At 39.8% G+C, this 16,054-nt stretch carries 13 protein-coding genes and 1 other RNA gene; 5 read left to right on the top strand and 9 right to left on the bottom strand.

The annotated features are described in order from the left end of the window. Window positions 1-42 precede the first annotated feature (42 nt). The 3 genes from EHO58_RS03065 to EHO58_RS03055 form a co-directional block, all read right to left on the bottom strand. The gene (locus EHO58_RS03065) at window positions 43-876 is read right to left on the bottom strand and encodes a DNA-formamidopyrimidine glycosylase family protein (protein WP_135678552.1); all 834 of its coding nucleotides are present in this window, start codon (window positions 874-876) and stop codon (window positions 43-45) included. Window positions 877-885: 9 nt separating this feature from the next. Next, window positions 886-3,225, bottom strand: coding sequence for a hypothetical protein (locus EHO58_RS03060; RefSeq protein ID WP_135627789.1), 2,340 nt, complete (start codon window positions 3,223-3,225; stop codon window positions 886-888). Between the two features lie 131 nt (window positions 3,226-3,356). After that, window positions 3,357-4,613: a pyridoxal phosphate-dependent aminotransferase gene (locus EHO58_RS03055; protein WP_135678550.1), complete on the bottom strand. Its 1,257-nt coding sequence runs from the start codon at window positions 4,611-4,613 to the stop codon at window positions 3,357-3,359. 99 nt (window positions 4,614-4,712) lie between these two features. Here EHO58_RS03055 and EHO58_RS03050 point away from each other — a divergent pair, with 99 nt between their 5' ends. The 4 genes from EHO58_RS03050 (at window position 4,713) to EHO58_RS03035 (ending at window position 8,910) form a co-directional block, all read left to right on the top strand. After that, window positions 4,713-6,641, top strand: a complete 1,929-nt coding sequence (locus EHO58_RS03050) for an adenylate/guanylate cyclase domain-containing protein (RefSeq protein ID WP_135678548.1) — start codon at window positions 4,713-4,715, stop codon at window positions 6,639-6,641. Further along, the gene (locus EHO58_RS03045) at window positions 6,638-7,012 is read left to right on the top strand and encodes a transmembrane 220 family protein (RefSeq protein WP_135627792.1); all 375 of its coding nucleotides are present in this window, start codon (window positions 6,638-6,640) and stop codon (window positions 7,010-7,012) included. The genes EHO58_RS03050 and EHO58_RS03045 overlap by 4 nt, the downstream gene beginning before the upstream one ends. 8 nt (window positions 7,013-7,020) lie before the next feature. After that, a complete protein-coding gene (locus tag EHO58_RS03040) occupies window positions 7,021-7,905 on the top strand; it encodes a patatin-like phospholipase family protein (protein WP_135678546.1) in 885 nt (294 codons plus the stop codon). 63 nt (window positions 7,906-7,968) lie between these two features. Next, window positions 7,969-8,910: an alpha/beta hydrolase gene (locus EHO58_RS03035; protein ID WP_135678544.1), complete on the top strand. Its 942-nt coding sequence runs from the start codon at window positions 7,969-7,971 to the stop codon at window positions 8,908-8,910. Window positions 8,911-9,019: 109 nt separating this feature from the next. On the opposite strand, the gene ssrA is transcribed toward EHO58_RS03035, so the two are convergent. Further along, window positions 9,020-9,366, bottom strand: a transfer-messenger RNA (tmRNA) gene (gene ssrA, locus EHO58_RS03030). Window positions 9,367-9,445: 79 nt separating this feature from the next. Between ssrA and EHO58_RS03025 the strand changes: the two genes are divergently transcribed. Continuing rightward, complete coding sequence (locus EHO58_RS03025; RefSeq protein ID WP_135678542.1) at window positions 9,446-10,291, top strand: MBL fold metallo-hydrolase; 846 nt, start codon at window positions 9,446-9,448, stop codon at window positions 10,289-10,291. Window positions 10,292-10,352: 61 nt separating this feature from the next. Here EHO58_RS03025 and EHO58_RS03020 read toward each other — a convergent pair whose 3' ends face one another. The 5 genes from EHO58_RS03020 to pabB form a co-directional block, all read right to left on the bottom strand. Then, a complete protein-coding gene (locus tag EHO58_RS03020; RefSeq protein ID WP_135627796.1) occupies window positions 10,353-12,410 on the bottom strand; it encodes an AMP-dependent synthetase/ligase in 2,058 nt (685 codons plus the stop codon). A gap of 197 nt (window positions 12,411-12,607) precedes the next feature. Then, on the bottom strand, window positions 12,608-12,895 hold the full coding sequence (locus EHO58_RS03015; RefSeq protein ID WP_100722490.1) for a hypothetical protein: 288 nt from the start codon (window positions 12,893-12,895) through the stop codon (window positions 12,608-12,610). Between the two features lie 81 nt (window positions 12,896-12,976). Then, window positions 12,977-13,636, bottom strand: coding sequence for a leucyl/phenylalanyl-tRNA--protein transferase (gene aat, locus EHO58_RS03010; protein WP_167483187.1), 660 nt, complete (start codon window positions 13,634-13,636; stop codon window positions 12,977-12,979). Between the two features lie 33 nt (window positions 13,637-13,669). Continuing rightward, window positions 13,670-14,206, bottom strand: a complete 537-nt coding sequence (gene thpR / locus EHO58_RS03005; RefSeq protein WP_135678538.1) for an RNA 2',3'-cyclic phosphodiesterase — start codon at window positions 14,204-14,206, stop codon at window positions 13,670-13,672. Then, on the bottom strand, window positions 14,203-15,837 hold the full coding sequence (gene pabB / locus EHO58_RS03000) for an aminodeoxychorismate synthase component I (protein WP_244241046.1): 1,635 nt from the start codon (window positions 15,835-15,837) through the stop codon (window positions 14,203-14,205). Before pabB ends, thpR begins: the two co-directional genes overlap by 4 nt. Window positions 15,838-16,054 lie beyond the last annotated feature (217 nt).

Here is a 16,054-nt window from a genome sequence, read left to right as displayed (position 1 = left end):
TGAAAAATTTGCTTGTACTGTCAAGCGCGATTTATTCCTGGTTCAGAAGGTTTTATTCCAATCTATGAACTGTTCTCCAGGCACTCTCTGGCAATTGGGACAGAAGAAGGAATCGTGACCCAAAACATTTGCCCTGCGAATTGTGGTTCCGCAGCGAGGACATGGTTCGTTCTTTCGATTACGAACCTTCACATGGTCGCGGACTTTAAAATCCAGAGGCGCCTGCTTCTTACGGATATAATCTATAGAATCATTTAAGACGGATTTGATACTCTGATAGAGTTGTATCTTTTCTTCTTCCGAAAGTTTATTACATGGAGTCTTGGGATGGATCTTAGAATCAAAAAGTACTTCGTCGGCATATGCATTGCCGAGGGCGCTGAGTTTGGTTTGATCCATGAGAAAGACACGGGTTTGCTGCCGATTCTTCTCCATTTTTTTTAAAAATTCTTCCTGGGTAAATTTTTCGGAAAGAAGGTCTACTCCTTGGTCCGTAAACTTCGGGATCTGGGAAAAGTATTCAGGCTCGGTAAAATATACCTTCCCCATATGCACATCATCCGCATAATTCAGGATCTTATTCTGGAATTTGATCCGAACCGCTAAGTCCTTTTTTTTATACTTTGGATCTAAGGAGAAGCGGCCGGCAAGCATCGGATGGATGACTATATTTCTAGGACCGAATTTAAAATTCAGAAAAGGTCCTGTTCTCTCTAAACTTTCAAAGGTAGAGCCTATAAAAGAAGTTTCCGATTTTCCGCCGCTAAGATTGCGAACTACTAGAGGATCTAAGATCTCTATCTCTTGAATTATCTCGCCTGGAAGTTCTTTTAAAAGACGCTCTCGAATGATAACCAGATCCGGAAGTTCAGGCATAGGTTTTCCCTATTTCTTTTTACGGCTAGGAAGATATTTATAATATTCCACTTCTATCGTATTAATTAAGAAAGTATAATATTTAACGAGCTTTTTGTCGTATTTTTTCTTTTGAGCTTCGTTCCTTAAAAATTCGGAGATTTGGTCTCTGATCAAAGGAGCCTTTAGATCCGTATGGCTTAAAATGATAGTGCTTGGCATTCCGACCGGAACAATCTCATCCGGTATTGCAATCGTAGCGGAGTTTTGAAGGAGTGCATACTCTACTGTAGATGCTACCTTATCGTCATCCGATTCAGTTCTTAGATGAGCTACTGATTGGCGAATATTATCTATATTGTCCCAGATCTTTTTGCGCATAGACTTGGAATCGTGGATCTTATCTTGGATTTTAGTAAATCGATTCGGGAATACAAAACGTTCCGCACCTTTTGCGATCAGGCTTACTTTCTTTTCTTTAGGGCTTTCTGCCTTTCCGAAATGTTCGTCAGCATCCTCATCATCGCCACTCGGATAATAATCACTAACTGTGGAAATTCCGGAATAACTCGCAGCAAATCCTCCACCACCGGAAGATTTAGGAACTCCACCAGGACCAATATCCGATTTTTCTCTATCTCTAAAGAATACGGCGAGTAGTCCGCCAATCACAAGTCCTACAGGAAGTCCAACCAAGATCACGCCCGCAGCATTAAAGTGAACGCTCGCAATCAAGAAGAAGAGCATGGTACCCACAAAACCTAAAAGTCCCATGGACAAATTGAACTTCTTAGCGAGTGCCTCGCTTTTTTGACGATCCTCTACTTCTCTTTCCATTAAGGCTGCGTCTTGTTGTAGTTTTACTACGTAATCCGCTTTGAGCATGGAGTTGAGTGCCGGGTTCTTGGAACTTAGTAAGGAAGCATGGATCTCTTTGGCTATGGTGAGTTCTTTTTCTGCAGCGGGACTAATTTTCGCATCAGCAGTTAACTTATGTAAAACCGCAGCCATATAACCCGGATCTACCACATAAACTTCGGTGGTTCCATCTTCTCTTTTGGTTTCTTTCAAACCGAATTTGGTTTTTAAGTCTGCAACGATCTCATTCGTATATTTCGAAACAAGTTCAGGGTCTGAGATACCTACAGCATCCAAACGTTTTTCGGGTATGAATCTATATAAGGTTAAATTGTTTTGAGAATGATCTTTAACTTGGATATTCAGACGGTTCTTCAAACTTTTGAAGGCACCTTCTATCTTTCTTTCACTCAATAAGGCTTTTTCTTGGATCAATTTTCGAATGACTCGAATGGATTGTTGGCAGGTCTCTGCTACCCTTTTTCCAAGATCGTCTTTTTCCTTATCAAAAGGAAAATCTTCTACAAGTTGGATGAGCGCTTCTACCTTTTCGCTGTTTTGTTTTTTGCCAGGTTCCGCATTTCCATGTAGAGTCTCAAAATCTTGGATACGAGCCCGAAACAAATTGTATCCTGCTCTTTCCGCAAGTTGTTTAAGATAAGTAAGAGCAAATACTTCCAAAGCATCACTTTGCGCCCTATAATGTGCGATCACTTCCGGTTGGTTTACATAAGTACCGTCCGGATTGAGTTGCAGATCATCCAAGATCAAATGATAATCAGGAAGGATCTCTACTACTGCGCCCTTATTCTTTGCATAGTTTGCAAAGTCGGCGAGGAAATCATTCATAGGAATATAACTATAAGGTTGGAAACCACGTCTTAGAAGACTTGCCATCTCAGATTGTAAAGAAGCAAGTTTCGGATATAACCAGATCTGTCCGCTTTTGTTTTTATGAAGAAGCATCGCTCCAGGACGATCTTCTTCTAAAGCTCTCGGCTTCTTAGCTCTATTATTTAAGATCAGATCGATTGTTTCTTCTGAAAAAGAAAAACATGCCTTTCTATAAGGAGTAACGTCAGTCTTAGCTTCTTTTTGGGGAGAAGCCAATGAGATCCGAGCTAAAACCTTGTTCCCATTTCGAACCAAGAATGGATAGACCAAGGCGGATTTGTTTCTTCCCCTCTTTTCTAGATCCATCACTTGGCGAAGAGCCATATCGATAGAAGGAGGAGACTTTGCTTGCTCGCTCAAGTTCCTATATTTGTTCAGAAGTTCCCCTAGTTTATCCAGGGTGAGAAGATAAGATGGGTGAACACTTTTAGAGCCGTGTTTTTCGGTCTTTTTATGCCAGTCTCTAAGTTCATCCAGGATACAACGAGCAGTAGCAGATAGTCCAACAGCTCCGTCGTTTAAGAAGATATAATCCGGTGCCAGGGCCTCCAAGTCCGGGGCCTTGTTCTGACTAGAAGCCAGCTCCTCAAAGGATATTTCCTGTTCCAAGGTTTCCATGTTTTGCACCGTATCGGAACAACAATCCGAGTTAGGAAATTTTCTGTCGTTTCCTTCCAACCAAGATCCATAAAAGAAAGAGAGAATGAAACAATTTTATTCCACTCGGTATCGACTGAAATTAGATCGGATCAATCCGTATAATTACTTAGAATTTCGCCGATTTTTCGTATTCCTTCTTGGATTTCCGAATCTTCTCTGGCGAAACTAATCCTTACGGAATCCTCACCGTAACTATTTCCTGAATTAGTAACAGGATAGAAATATTTACCTGGTACGATAATGACCCCTTTTTCTTTTAATAGGGGATATATTTCAGAAATTTTTTTGCGAAGTCCTGCGAATTGGACCCAAAGGAAGAAGGCCCCTTCACTTTCATGGATCCTATAATTTAATTTGCCCTTCCATTCTCTTCTAATGGAAGAAATTGCAAGTTCCCGTTTTTTAAGGTAATACGGTTTTACTATGTCTCGAGAGAGCTTAAGCCATTCTCCGGATTTTACAAATTCCAAAGCAATGTATTGGCCCAGATTTCCTCCGGCCAAATTTAGAACTGCATTCGCTTTATTTAATGCTTTTACAATTTCAGGATCCCCTAAAACAAAACCTGTCCTAACTCCGGGCAAACCTATTTTAGAAAAACTGAAACTTTGGATAATTCCTTCCGAATGAAAAAGTTTCTCATCTGAAAATACGATACCAGGAAAAGGAAAACCGTACGCATTATCTAATAAGAATGGGATCTTTCGACTTCTCGCAAACTTAAGTATCTGTTGTAGTTCTTCTTTTTTAGCTACTCTTCCCGTGGGATTTGTAGGACGGGACAAAACCACACATCCAAGATCTTCCTTTATCTTATCAAAGGAAGAAGGATCCAACTCGTAACGAAATCCATCATCTGACGTAACAACTTCTTTGCCAAAAGAATAAGAAAATGAATCCGGGTCTATAGGTTGATCCAAGTAACCGATATATTCAGGCAAAACAGGTAAGAATATTTTTTTGAATGTCCCATCTTCGAATCTTCCCGAATAAAAATTTAATAAAAGATAAAACGCATTTTGGGAACCGTTTGTAATTGCAATCTGATCCTTAGATACCGGAGCCCCTGTTTCGGATCTTAATAAGGAAGCGAGGATTTCTAATGTTTCCTCTTTGCCTGTAGGAGTTTCATACTTTCCTAGAATAGAATCCCAGGCTCCAGATTCTGAGAATTTGTTCAGGATCTTTCTCCAAACTTCTTCCACCTCAGGGATTAAAGAAGGGCTTCCGCCACCCAACATGGAGACTCCTGGAGCAAGATTACCTAGGTCCTCCATCAATTGGCCGATCCCGGTTTGGTTACGGAATTTGGCTCCGAATTTGGAAAAAAGGAAATCTTCGCCCATAAGGTTATTCCACTTTTCTTTTTGCAAAACTGCCGAAAAGATAATCTAAGAGAGGAAGGAATTTTTTTCTATTCTCCTAACACCTCTCTGGAGAGACCGATGCAAGCGATCGATTCCATCTACTACAATGATATGTTGGATCCGAATACCCTGGACCTTCAGACCTATTTAGAAAAATATCCTTGGGAGGAAAAATGGACCTCCTTAGGAGAGCCAATTGAAAAGCTCTGGAAATTCGACTTGGATGTTTCTCCCCAAGAAGTATGGCCTTGGCTGATAGACACTTCTTCTTTTAATAAAAGGATAGATATTCCTGAAATGAAATTTCAGGAGATCAACGGTCGCCTCTTTGGTAAGTCCAAAAACGCGGGTATCGTTTCAGAATGGGAAGAAGTTCCTTGGGAATGGGAATATTGTAAACAGCTTAATAATGCCAGGATCTATTCTAAGGGATTCGCTTATTATGTAAGAACAAGATACCTTGTTTATCCATTGGGAGAAAGTTCCACCAGGTTATTCGTTTACTTCGGCTGGATTCCTAAAGGTTGGCTCGGAAAAAACCTGTTAAAGTTCGTAATGATACAACTCGAAAAAGCATATACCAAAGGATTAAAAGGAGTAGTAGAAGACTTAATCAAAACAAGATCTTATAGTTGGTTAGGACCAAGCGCATTAAGTGTAATCAAAGAATCCAAATCGGAAAAAAATCCGGTCTTCCCCGCAAGAATGCAGCAGATACGAGTTGGATATATTCGAGAAGGACAACCTAGAGAGTTAGTAGATAAAGTTTTAAATTATATTTTAGATGCGGATGAATCCGATCTGTATAGGATCAGGATCAAATCATTATCTAAAGCGTGGAAAATCCCGGAAAAAGAACTACTACTCGTATTTTTACACGGATGTAGATTGGGACTATTTACAATGAGCTGGGATGTGGTTTGTCCGCATTGTAGAGGAGTCAGAACAGAAGCTCAACATTTAGGAGATCTTCCTACAAGAGATACATGCGAAGTTTGTGAGATACAATTCGAAGCAAATCAATTAAATTCTATTGAGATCACTTTCCATGTACATCCTTCAATCCGAGAAGTTCAGAAAAGAATGTTCTGTGCTGCGGAACCTGCCACCAAAAGTCATATCAGATTCCAAAAATATTTGGATTCCGGGGAAACATATAATTCCAAACTTCTACTTTCTCCCGGAGTTTATAGACTCCGAGTAAACGGAGAAAAAAATTATTCTCTATTGGAAATTAAAGAAGAAGTCCCAAATGAAACCTTAGTCTGGAAAACCGACGAGACTCCGGAACAGATAGAGATCGCCGATCATCCAAAATTGATCTTAGAAAATCTTTCTTCTTCCAGAAAAGGTTTTGTGATAGAAGAAAGAAAAGAAGACCAAGATTGTCTTAGGCCGACTGATCTATTCAATTTTCAAGACTTCCGAGATCTATTCTCTCAAGAGGCTCTTTCCACCGATCTACAATTGGATATCGGAATGCAGACGATCTTGTTCACTGATATAGTAGGTTCTACAAAATTCTATTATAATAAAGGAGACTCCGGTGCATTCTCCGAAGTCAGATATCATTTCGTAGAAGTTTATAAAGTAGTAAGAGAATTCCAAGGCGCCGTTGTGAAAACGATAGGAGACGCGGTGATGGCAGCCTTCCCTTCTCCCAGTGCAGCAGTAGAAGCTTCCGTCAGGCTCCAAGAATTTTTCTCGGAAGAAAATACCGAGACTCCCATCAGGATTCGTATCAGTTTACATACGGGACCTTGTTTGGCTGTGAACCTAAATAGTAATATAGATTATTTCGGGAACACAGTAAACTTTGCGGCAAAGTTACAAGCAATCGCAGATGGGGGAGAAGTAGTATTCTCAGAGGTTGTCTTTAGAGAAAAACAACTCCGCCAATTGATGACAGAAAAAGGTTGGAAAGTAAAAAGAGTGAAATTCAACCAAAGCTGGATCAACGAAGAAACCCAGGCTTATAAATTAGTATTTAACGGTGCAAAAATATGATCTTTAAAATAGTTTCTCTCCTTTTAGCCGCTTATTTCATTTTTGCAGGAGCAGTTCAGTATAACGATCCTGATCCACTTCATTGGATGCTTCTGTATTTTACTTCTTCTCTAGCATGTATACTTGCGGCACTCGATAAGGATAAACTTCCTTTATTATATGCGATTATCGGTATGGCCGGAATTGAGATCGCGGCGACCATTGACGGGTTCCTTGATTGGTTGAGAACAGGTAATGAAAATCTGATCACTGCAAAGATGACCGACGAAAAACCTTATATAGAATTAGGAAGGGAATTTTTGGGTGCGCTGATCAGCCTTGTAGTCATTACTTGGCTTTGGTATAGAAAACGTACTAAAAATTCTAAATAATCCATCCAATGTCGTCTCTTCCAAAATATACCAAAAAGAAAAAAGGAAAAGCCCTGATCATAGAAGGCGGAGGAATGAGAGGTTCCTTTGCAGGCGGAGTCCTCTCCTCTATGGCTCCAATATATCCTCCTAGCGAATTTGATCTGATCGTTGCAGTCTCCTCCGGTTCTTGTTCTTCTGCATATTATGTTACGGAACCGAATCCTTCTTCAGAAGATATCGAAAGAGCCTTGGATATTTGGAGAAAGGAATTAGCAGGAAATCATCTCATTTCTTTTTGGAATCTTTTTAAAGGAAAAAGAATATTAGACCAAGATTATCTGATAGATCATATTTTCCAAGAGAAGGTACCGATCAAAGTAGAAGTGCTGAAACAAAAAAAGACTGTACCTTTTTATATTGTGCTCAGTAATTTTAGGACCTTACAACCGGAATATATAAGGGCCACTTCTCAAAATCTTTTTCCACTCTTAAGAGCTGCGACTTCTTTACCGATCGCCACCAAAGGATATGGTCTTTTGGAAAATTCAAAGTATACTGATGGCGGGGTCCTAGATCCTATTCCGGTCGAAGCAGTATTATCCGCAGGTTATAAAGATATAACTGTTATTCTTACAAAACCAATGGATTTTAGATTAACCCCTACAAGTCCTCTGTTGGGAAGTTTGGCGTTTCCTAAATTTCCGGAAATGGGAAAAGCATTTATAGAACAAAGATACAATCGTTATAATCGAGCCATGGAAATACTGAACGATCCACCCAAAGGGATCCGCTTCGAAATTATAGCTCCTGAAAAAACACTTCCTGCAGGAAGAATGACCACAAATGCAAATTTACTGACCGAAAACGTTCGGTTAGGAATCGAACTTGGAAAGAAGGTTTTTCCTAAGTAAAATTCTCTAAAACTGTCCAATTTCCGAAACCTCAATTGATATAAGAATGAAAATAGAGGTTTTATGAAACGTATCTTACTATGGTCCATCTTGACCATCATTCTACTCATCCCGATTTTTATGAGCTTCGGGATTTGGTCCGCAAGCAACCAGTTATTATTCCCCATTTGGAGAGATAACCAGGACTTCTCCGCATGTAGCCCTGAAACAGAAAAACATTGGGGAATATCTTGTGGAAATTTAAGGAATTCTAATGAATTCAAATTCGAAGAACTAAAAATACCATCCCGAAATGGGTTCGATCTTCCGACTTGGAAAATTGGAACTTTTGAAAATCGAAAAGGAAAATCAAAAGGTGCGATCTTTTTAGTCCACGGAGGAGGAAGTGATAAAAGAGAAATGACAAAACATATCCGTTTCTTTCTGGAAAGAGGATTGGACGTTTTCAGTTTCGATTTCGGTTGTCATGGAGAAGCAAACTGTTTAATACCGGGACTTAGTTACGGTTATAGAGAATCCAAAGATGTGCTGTCTGTATATCATTACCTTTCAGAAAGATATGATCGAATCTACGCATTAGGAAGTTCCGTGGGAGCCTCTTCCATTCTGATCTCTTTGCCTGAGATGCCCAAACTTTCCGCGGTGATCGCAGAAAATCCAATGTATAATTTTGAAAGATTGATCTTAGAATTCCCCGGTACGGCAAAAGATATTCCGGCTTTGTTTTCTCATTTTTTGATCAAACTCACTCAAATCAGAGGAAAGTTTGAAACTTCTCCCAGCCCTGCAAGTTCTTTGGCAAATACAAAGTCTGCGCAGATCTTATTCATTCATAGCAAAGAAGATCAGGTAGTTCCTTTTCAACAGACTTTAGATTTAGCGAATTTGTATTTGGGTCCGAAACAAATCTGGATTTTAGAAAGAGGAGAACATGGAACTGCGAGGGAAATAAATCCGCAAGAGTATGAGAAAAAGGTCAGCGCCTTTTTAGATAACTTAAGATAGTAGGCCATCACCCCGTTTTGTTAGTTACGAAAGATTGCGTTGGAAGAAAGGTTCGGCGTTACGCAGTCTCGCTTCGAACCCCTCAGATTTTATTTTATTTGGAAGATTGCAATGGAGACGCCGGGGTTCGAACCCGGGTCCTATTGTGCCTCAATGGGGCCTCTACATGTTTGTCTTATGTTTTAAATCTCGGAAGGCCTTAGCCCACAAGCAGGCGTGTCCTTCCTATTCGATCCAAATACTCTTTAAATCGTGAACCGAAAACCGATCTAAAAAGTCTCCCGTTTAAGGCAGAAGAAAAACCACCGGGAGAGTAAGCCTTTCTTCCGTAGTAGCGATTAAGCTGCTAGTGCTAATTCGTTGTTAGCGTTTAAAGTTTTGAAGGTTTTTAAGAGGCCCCTCACCCCTACATGCCACCACATCTAAACTACAACAGTCGAAACCTAATTCGTCCCCGTAGATTTAATGATTAGACTAAAAATCCGTTGAGCTAGTCAGGAAATCAAGAAAAAGTAGATCAGTTGGTGCTTCTATTTTGAAAATTTTCATTCTGTTGATTTCAGTTTTATTCTTCTATTGCGGGACTTCTTCTTCCCCAAAAATCAAAAATTCAAGTCAGGAAGTTTACGGCTCCGTAGCTCCAACTGAATTGCAGGATGGATTGTATGCGATCCTAGTCGGAAAATCATTTTATCCAAATCGACTCACAAATTCGGATAAACAGGAAGGTGAGTCTGAGATCGCATTTTTATTTTACCTAATAAAATTAGATAAACGTTATATTCTGGTCGATGCCGGAACTTCTTCCATATCAACTCCTGAAATTACCGTCCATAATTGGATCTCCCCGGATAAAATTTTAAGGTCTGCAGGGATTAAATCCGGAATGATCGGAGAGATTATTCTCACACATTTTCATTCGGATCATTCGGGAGGAATTGGCCTTTTTCCAAATGCAAAGGTTTATATTACACCGGAAGATTGGGATTCGTTTAAAAAAAAGAATCGATCCACAAATGTTAAACTATTAGCCAAAGAAAGATCAGGAAAGATCCAATTCATAAATTCGAGTTTAGAAGTTTTTCAGAATTTTCGGATCTTATTAACCAGAGGACATACCCAAGGTTCAGTTGCAGTAGAGTGGTTAAAGTCTCCGGGTAAAAGATTCCTAATCACAGGAGATGAATGTTATTGGGTAGAATTTTGCAAACAGGGCCAGGGTCTTTCTTCGGAGGGGACCTTCTCCCTTCCTAATAATAAGGAATTTTTAGATTATGTTTCCGTTCTATCTTCGAGCGGGACAAAAATTCTGACCATGCATGATCCCGCCATTTTATCTTCGGGAGAAGAAGTGTTTCCGAGGATTTATAAATTAGATTAAAAAAAATCCCCCGGTTATTAGGCCGAGGGATTTTCTAAAACACTGATTAGGATCTAAGTTCTTATTTATAAACTTTATCGATTCTCTTTTGGTATTTTTCAGTAATCACGTGCCTTTTCATTTTGAGTAGGTTCGTTAATTCATCGCCTATCTCAAAAGGTTTCTGAGCAAGTACTACATGTTGGATCAACTCGAAAGATTTGAATCCGTGTTTAGTACTATTGTATTCTCTGATCTCTTTTTTAAAGAAATCGATTACCTTAGGATTGTCGATCAGATCCTTAATGTCTTTAGCTTGGATACCGTTTTGAGATAACCAAGGTTGAAGAACTTCTAGATCCGGAACAATAATTGCTCCCAAAACTTTTTGGTCCTGACCAAATACCATGGATTGTTTGATATAAGGAGATTCGTCCATACGGTTTTCTATTGGAACCGGCTCTACGTTTTCTCCGCCCAAAAGAACCACAGTTTCTTTTGCTCTTCCTGTAAGAGTTAGAGTATGTTTGTAGTTGATGAACCCGATATCTCCGGTATTCAACCATCCATCTACAATGGTCTTCTTAGTGGTTTCAGGATTTTTATAATATCCTTTCATCACTTGAGGCCCTTTGATATGAACGATACCTTTTACTCCAAGCTTACCGGCAAGAATTTGTCTTTGATCATTGATATGAGTTAACACATTTCCATGATCGTCTCTCAACTGAAGTTCAGTTTTTGGAACGATATATCCTACGGAACCGATGATCGGATGATCATAGTGACGCACCGAGATCACAGGAGCACTTTCAGTCATTCCGTAACCTTCTAATACTAGAAGTCCGATATCGTTGAAGAAATTATCTACGTGACGTTGTAAAGCTCCACCTCCGGATAATGTTCCTCTCAGACGTCCACCGGTTGCTTGGCGGATTTTGGAAAGAACGATAGTGTCCAAGGTCTTGAAGTTGAAGATAAGCCCTAAAATCGCGATAGTAAGAAGAACCGGCGCTAAAAATGCCAATTCAGGCTTATACATCTTGATATAAGAATATCCCACTGCACTGATCAGAGAAATTGTAAATGGCCCGAACAGTATCACCTGAGCAATCGCCTTAACTGCAAGTGCTAAAGATTGGAAGATATTACGGTTTTCGTAATCCACTTCTTTTCCGGTTAGGAAACGAACCCCAGCATTATAGTTCTTGGAGAACAGATAAGCTGTATTAAAGAGGAATTTACGAACTGGAGGAGTTTGTTTAGGATCGTTGATCTTATTGTAAATCCCTGTATAAATACTTTCCCAAACCCTTGGAGCAGAAGCCATAAAAGAAGGTCTGGCTTTTGCCAGGTCATTTCTTAGGTCAGCAACCTTGGTATAGAAAGTAGAAATCCCGAGAGAGATCGCAGAATATTCCACCACTCTTTCGAAAATATGCCATACAGGTAGAATTGACAACATACTGTCGTCGTCGCGGATAATTGATTTTTTTAGGATCAAAGGAACAACATGTTCCATCTGGTGAGCCATATTGGAGTGCATGAGCATTACACCCTTAGGCATTCCAGTTGTTCCAGATGTATAGATCAGAGTGAATAGATCATCAGGTTTGATACCTTCGATCCTTTTTTCAGTCTTGTGTCCGCCTTTAGATCTTAACTCTTTTCCTGTCTCGATCAGATCATAAAGATGCAAAACGCCTTTCGCTTTTGTTTTGCTATCTTTATCCATAATGATGACGGTTTCAACGCCTTTCAATTTGGCTTTGTTCTTAAGGAACTTCTCGTACATCTTATCGTTTTCTAAGAAAACTACGGAAGCTTCGGAGTGGGTTAAGATATATTCCATCTCAGAATCGGTTACGTCAGTTCCTCTTGGAACGTTTGCACAACCGGAGAGTAAAACTCCCGCATCAACTATGATCCATTCCAAACGGTTATCCGCTAACACTCCGATATGTTCGCGGGCCTTCACACCTAGATCTATTAAAGCCTCTGATAAACAGAGACCTAGATCTACTAATTGTTTAAAGTTGGTCGATTGATATTCTTTATTTTCATCCTTCGACCAAAACGCCGGTCTGTCCCCATAAGACTCAGCGGCCTTAAGGTACATGTCTGCTAAATTCTTGTACATTGGAGTTATTCCTTTGAAGAAGGGGTGTATTACGCTTATCTCAATAAAGCGCGTTTACGTTAATGTGAGAAGATGACCCGTCAACTAAATTTTAGAAGAAGTCAAAGCGTAGGTGCAGTGCAAAATCGAAGAAGAGATATGTAAAAAGAGAAAACTCCGCTCGAGAGGACCTCGAACGGAGTGCGAAAGGAAAAATATTACTGTTGTTCTTCGCCAGCGCCTTCTTCTGCAGGAGCAGGAGTAGAGTCAGACTTGGTTCCTTCTTCTTTTCCTTTTTTGGAATCTTTCTTATGCTTCTTGTGGTGTTTTTTCTTACCTTTTTTCTTCTTAGCTTTCTTTTCTTTTTTCTCAGCTTTAGAAGCACCAGCATCTTCAGTCTTTGCAGGAGCATCGCCGGTAGTCTCTTGTGCGCTAACTCCGGTGAAACCGAAAAGAGCGATTGCAGACACAAGAAGGGTAACAAGAATTTTTTTGAATAGGTTCATTATGATCTTCCTATAGAAACTTTGGTTTGTGTCGTAATTTTATTGTTCTGCGAGACAAATCAAATGCATTTTAAAGAAAAATCAGATTTCATCCGCTGGTGGGACCCATTTGTTCGGAACTGCTACAGCGAGTGACAGACGGTCCAAAAATTTATCTTTCGGGATCTCATACGCTCCCAAATTCAAAGTCACCGGGTTCATCTGCTGGGTATCGAATAATGTGAAGCCATCCTTCTTCAATGCTTCAAATAGAAAGTAGAGCCCGATCTTCCCAAAATCAGGTAAAAAGGAGAACATGGACTCTCCGGCAAAAAATTTACCGATGGCCACGCCATAAACTCCTCCGCCTAACCTTCCGTTTTCGTCCCAGACCTCTATACTATGAGCATAACCTTCCTTATGAAAATTGGTAAAACCCCGCAAAAAGTTCTCCGTTATCCATGTTTGTTCTTCGGTTCTGAATGCACAGCATCGCATAACTTGTTCAAATGCGCGATTGAATGTGACCGTAAATTTTTTTTGGCGAATTCTTCGGTGAACTCTGGAACTAATATGAAGAACATTTAGGTCAAAGATAGCCCTCGGATCCAAAGAAAACCAAAGCAGAGGTTTATCCGCCCAAGGAAATATTCCTCGAGTATACGCATAAAGAAGGCGATCCGGTTTTAGATCTCCGCCAATACCGACAACCTCTTCTACCGAATGTCTAGGATCTGCGAAAAAATCGGAAAAGTCCCGAATAGGAGAATATTGATTTTGTCTAGGGTTTTCCATTTATTCCAAGAGAAGAGGATATGATTCTTCGACCGAGTATATCTGACCGTTCGCTCCGCTGCGACTAGAAAATAGATGGAATTCCGACACTGGAACTATGTCCGTTTGGAAAGAGGAGAATTCATTCAAATAAAGATCCAAACGTTTTTCCGGGGTTCTTTTGAATCTCCCTATCGTTATATGAGGTCTATAATCTCTTTTATCGATGGAGAAACCTTCCCTTCTGAGAGTGGATTCTAAAACTTTTTGAAGCCTTTTCAGTTCGTCCGAAAGAGTTACACCCGCATACAAAATCTCGGGAAATTTATTACCAAAAAAACCGACACCTTTGATCTCTAGGGAAAAACTTTTTTCAGAAACTTGGCCGCAGATCTCCGAAACTTTTTCTATCTCCTCCGGTTTTAACTCTCCCAGAAAGACCAAGGTAGTATGAAAATTTTCGGGAGAAACCCAGCGGATCTCCTCCAACCCGAAGCAAATTTTTTCAAGATCCGATTTTATGGGATCTGGAAGAACCAATCCTAAAAAACTTCTCATTCGAAATCTACCCCGGAAACCCTTCTAATACCTCTGAGCGAGTTTACTAAAATAATCTTAGAAGCAAGACTTAGATCTTGTTTAGAAATTTTCATTTCCTTTGCTTTCAATTTTCGGACCCATTGTTTGCGGGCTACTCCGGGAAGAATTCCTTCTTCCAGAGAAGGTGTGATCCATTCTTTATTTAAGAAAAGGAAGATAGAGTGAATGGATCCCTCTGTCAAATGACCATCTGTGTTTGTATAAATCTGATCCAGATACCCTTTAGAAATAGCAGATTCATAACCGGCCGAAAAGAGTTCTCTGATATTTGTTTTATGATAAAAGAACTGATTTTTTTTATTGGTAGAAGTTCCGCTAACCAGAACCTTCCCCTCTTTAGGGCCTGGATGGAATTCGGAAACTTCAGACTGGAATTCTCCATTAGATAAAAGAATAATTTTCACTCTGTATTTTTTGTCGGAAGAAACTTTGCTTGCGATTTCATTAATAACGGATCCCCAACCCTCTTCTTTCCAAACGAATCCGAGTTCATTAGCGGAGGTTTTCATTCTTTCTTTATGATCTTTTAAAAAATAGATCTTTCTTCTTTTACAGATCGTAGTTGTGAATATATGAAAATTCTCTTTGGCATTATTCAAAAACTTTGCCTTGGACCAACATTCTTCCCATTCCGCATTCGGATCGGAACCGATCGTAATTCCGGAACCGACTCCCATTCTTCCTTTTTTTTGTCCGGAAGGATCTTGTAAAAACTCTAGAGTACGGATCGCGATGGAAGAAATTTCTTTTCCCGGAGACAGATAGAAGATCCCCCCTGTATAAACTCCTCTATTTTTTTCCAAACTATGAATGATCTCCGAGGATCTTTTTTTAGGAGCCCCAGTGATAGAACCTCCCGGAAACAACGCCTCTAAAATATCCGTCCATTTTATATCCGAAGAAAGTTCGGATCTTATCTCACTGGTCATTTGGAAAACTGTCGGATATTCTTCGATAGAGAAAAGTTTAGAAACTCCAACAGAGCCAGGTAAAGAGATCCTTCCTAAATCATTGCGGAGAAGATCGGTGATCATTAAATTTTCTGCTCTGTCTTTTTCCGAACCGGCAAGTTCTAATTTCAATCTTTCATCTTCCTCGTGATCTTTTCCTCTGGGCCTGGTTCCTTTCATCGGAACAGTTCTGATCTGATTGGATTTTCTTTCCCAAAACAGTTCCGGAGAAAAAGAGAGAATATCTCTTTGTGTCTGGAGGGACCCTCCGGTATGTATCCAAGCTTCGTATGGAACAGGCTGTTTTTTTCTGAGTTCAAAAAACAATCTTCCGAGAGAACCTTCTAATTCTATCTCCAAAGGAAATGTAAAATTGACCTGATAAATATCACCTTCGTAGAGAAAGTTCCGGATCTTGTGAAAGATCTTTTGGTATTCTTTAAGATCCATCTCGGATCTGATTTTTGCAGAATAACCTTTGTCCTTAAATTTGGATTCCCATTCCGAAATTTCAGCGGGGTTTAAGACCTTCGGTTTGGAAAAAATCCCGAACCAGAAAAGAGGATCTTCCGAAACTTCTTCCATATTGTCAGGATTTAAAAATAAATCCCCTGCTTCGTAGGAAATCCAACCGGCCACATGGAATCCTTGGGAGACCTTGTTTTGAATTTCTAAGAAGAATTTCCTTGCTTCACTTCGTCGATTAGTAGTAAGAATCTCATTCGGCTCCGTTAGAACTAGGCGTCCCTCTTCAGAGAAACCTTCCCCTAAATAAATAAAGGGTTTCCTGGAGTTTTGAAATAGATCGGAAATCATTTGGAAAAGGTCTTAAAACCTTATTCTCAGCTGCTTCCGA

Source organism: Leptospira selangorensis (genome assembly GCF_004769405.1).
Taxonomy (GTDB): domain Bacteria; phylum Spirochaetota; class Leptospiria; order Leptospirales; family Leptospiraceae; genus Leptospira_B; species Leptospira_B selangorensis.
This window is presented reverse-complemented; position numbering and strand designations above follow the sequence as displayed.

Bases quoted from the DNA above. Each gene is read 5' to 3' on its own strand.
- EHO58_RS03065 (WP_135678552.1), bottom strand. From the start codon at position 876: ATGCCTGAACTTCCGGATCTGGTTATCATTCGAGAGCGTCTTTTAAAA.
- EHO58_RS03060 (WP_135627789.1), bottom strand. From the start codon at position 3,225: ATGGAAACCTTGGAACAGGAAATATCCTTTGAGGAGCTGGCTTCTAGT.
- EHO58_RS03055 (WP_135678550.1), bottom strand. From the start codon at position 4,613: ATGGGCGAAGATTTCCTTTTTTCCAAATTCGGAGCCAAATTCCGTAAC.
- EHO58_RS03050 (WP_135678548.1), top strand. From the start codon at position 4,713: ATGCAAGCGATCGATTCCATCTACTACAATGATATGTTGGATCCGAAT.
- EHO58_RS03045 (WP_135627792.1), top strand. From the start codon at position 6,638: ATGATCTTTAAAATAGTTTCTCTCCTTTTAGCCGCTTATTTCATTTTT.
- EHO58_RS03040 (WP_135678546.1), top strand. From the start codon at position 7,021: ATGTCGTCTCTTCCAAAATATACCAAAAAGAAAAAAGGAAAAGCCCTG.
- EHO58_RS03035 (WP_135678544.1), top strand. From the start codon at position 7,969: ATGAAACGTATCTTACTATGGTCCATCTTGACCATCATTCTACTCATC.
- EHO58_RS03020 (WP_135627796.1), bottom strand. From the start codon at position 12,410: ATGTACAAGAATTTAGCAGACATGTACCTTAAGGCCGCTGAGTCTTAT.
- EHO58_RS03015 (WP_100722490.1), bottom strand. From the start codon at position 12,895: ATGAACCTATTCAAAAAAATTCTTGTTACCCTTCTTGTGTCTGCAATC.
- thpR (WP_135678538.1), bottom strand. From the start codon at position 14,206: ATGAGAAGTTTTTTAGGATTGGTTCTTCCAGATCCCATAAAATCGGAT.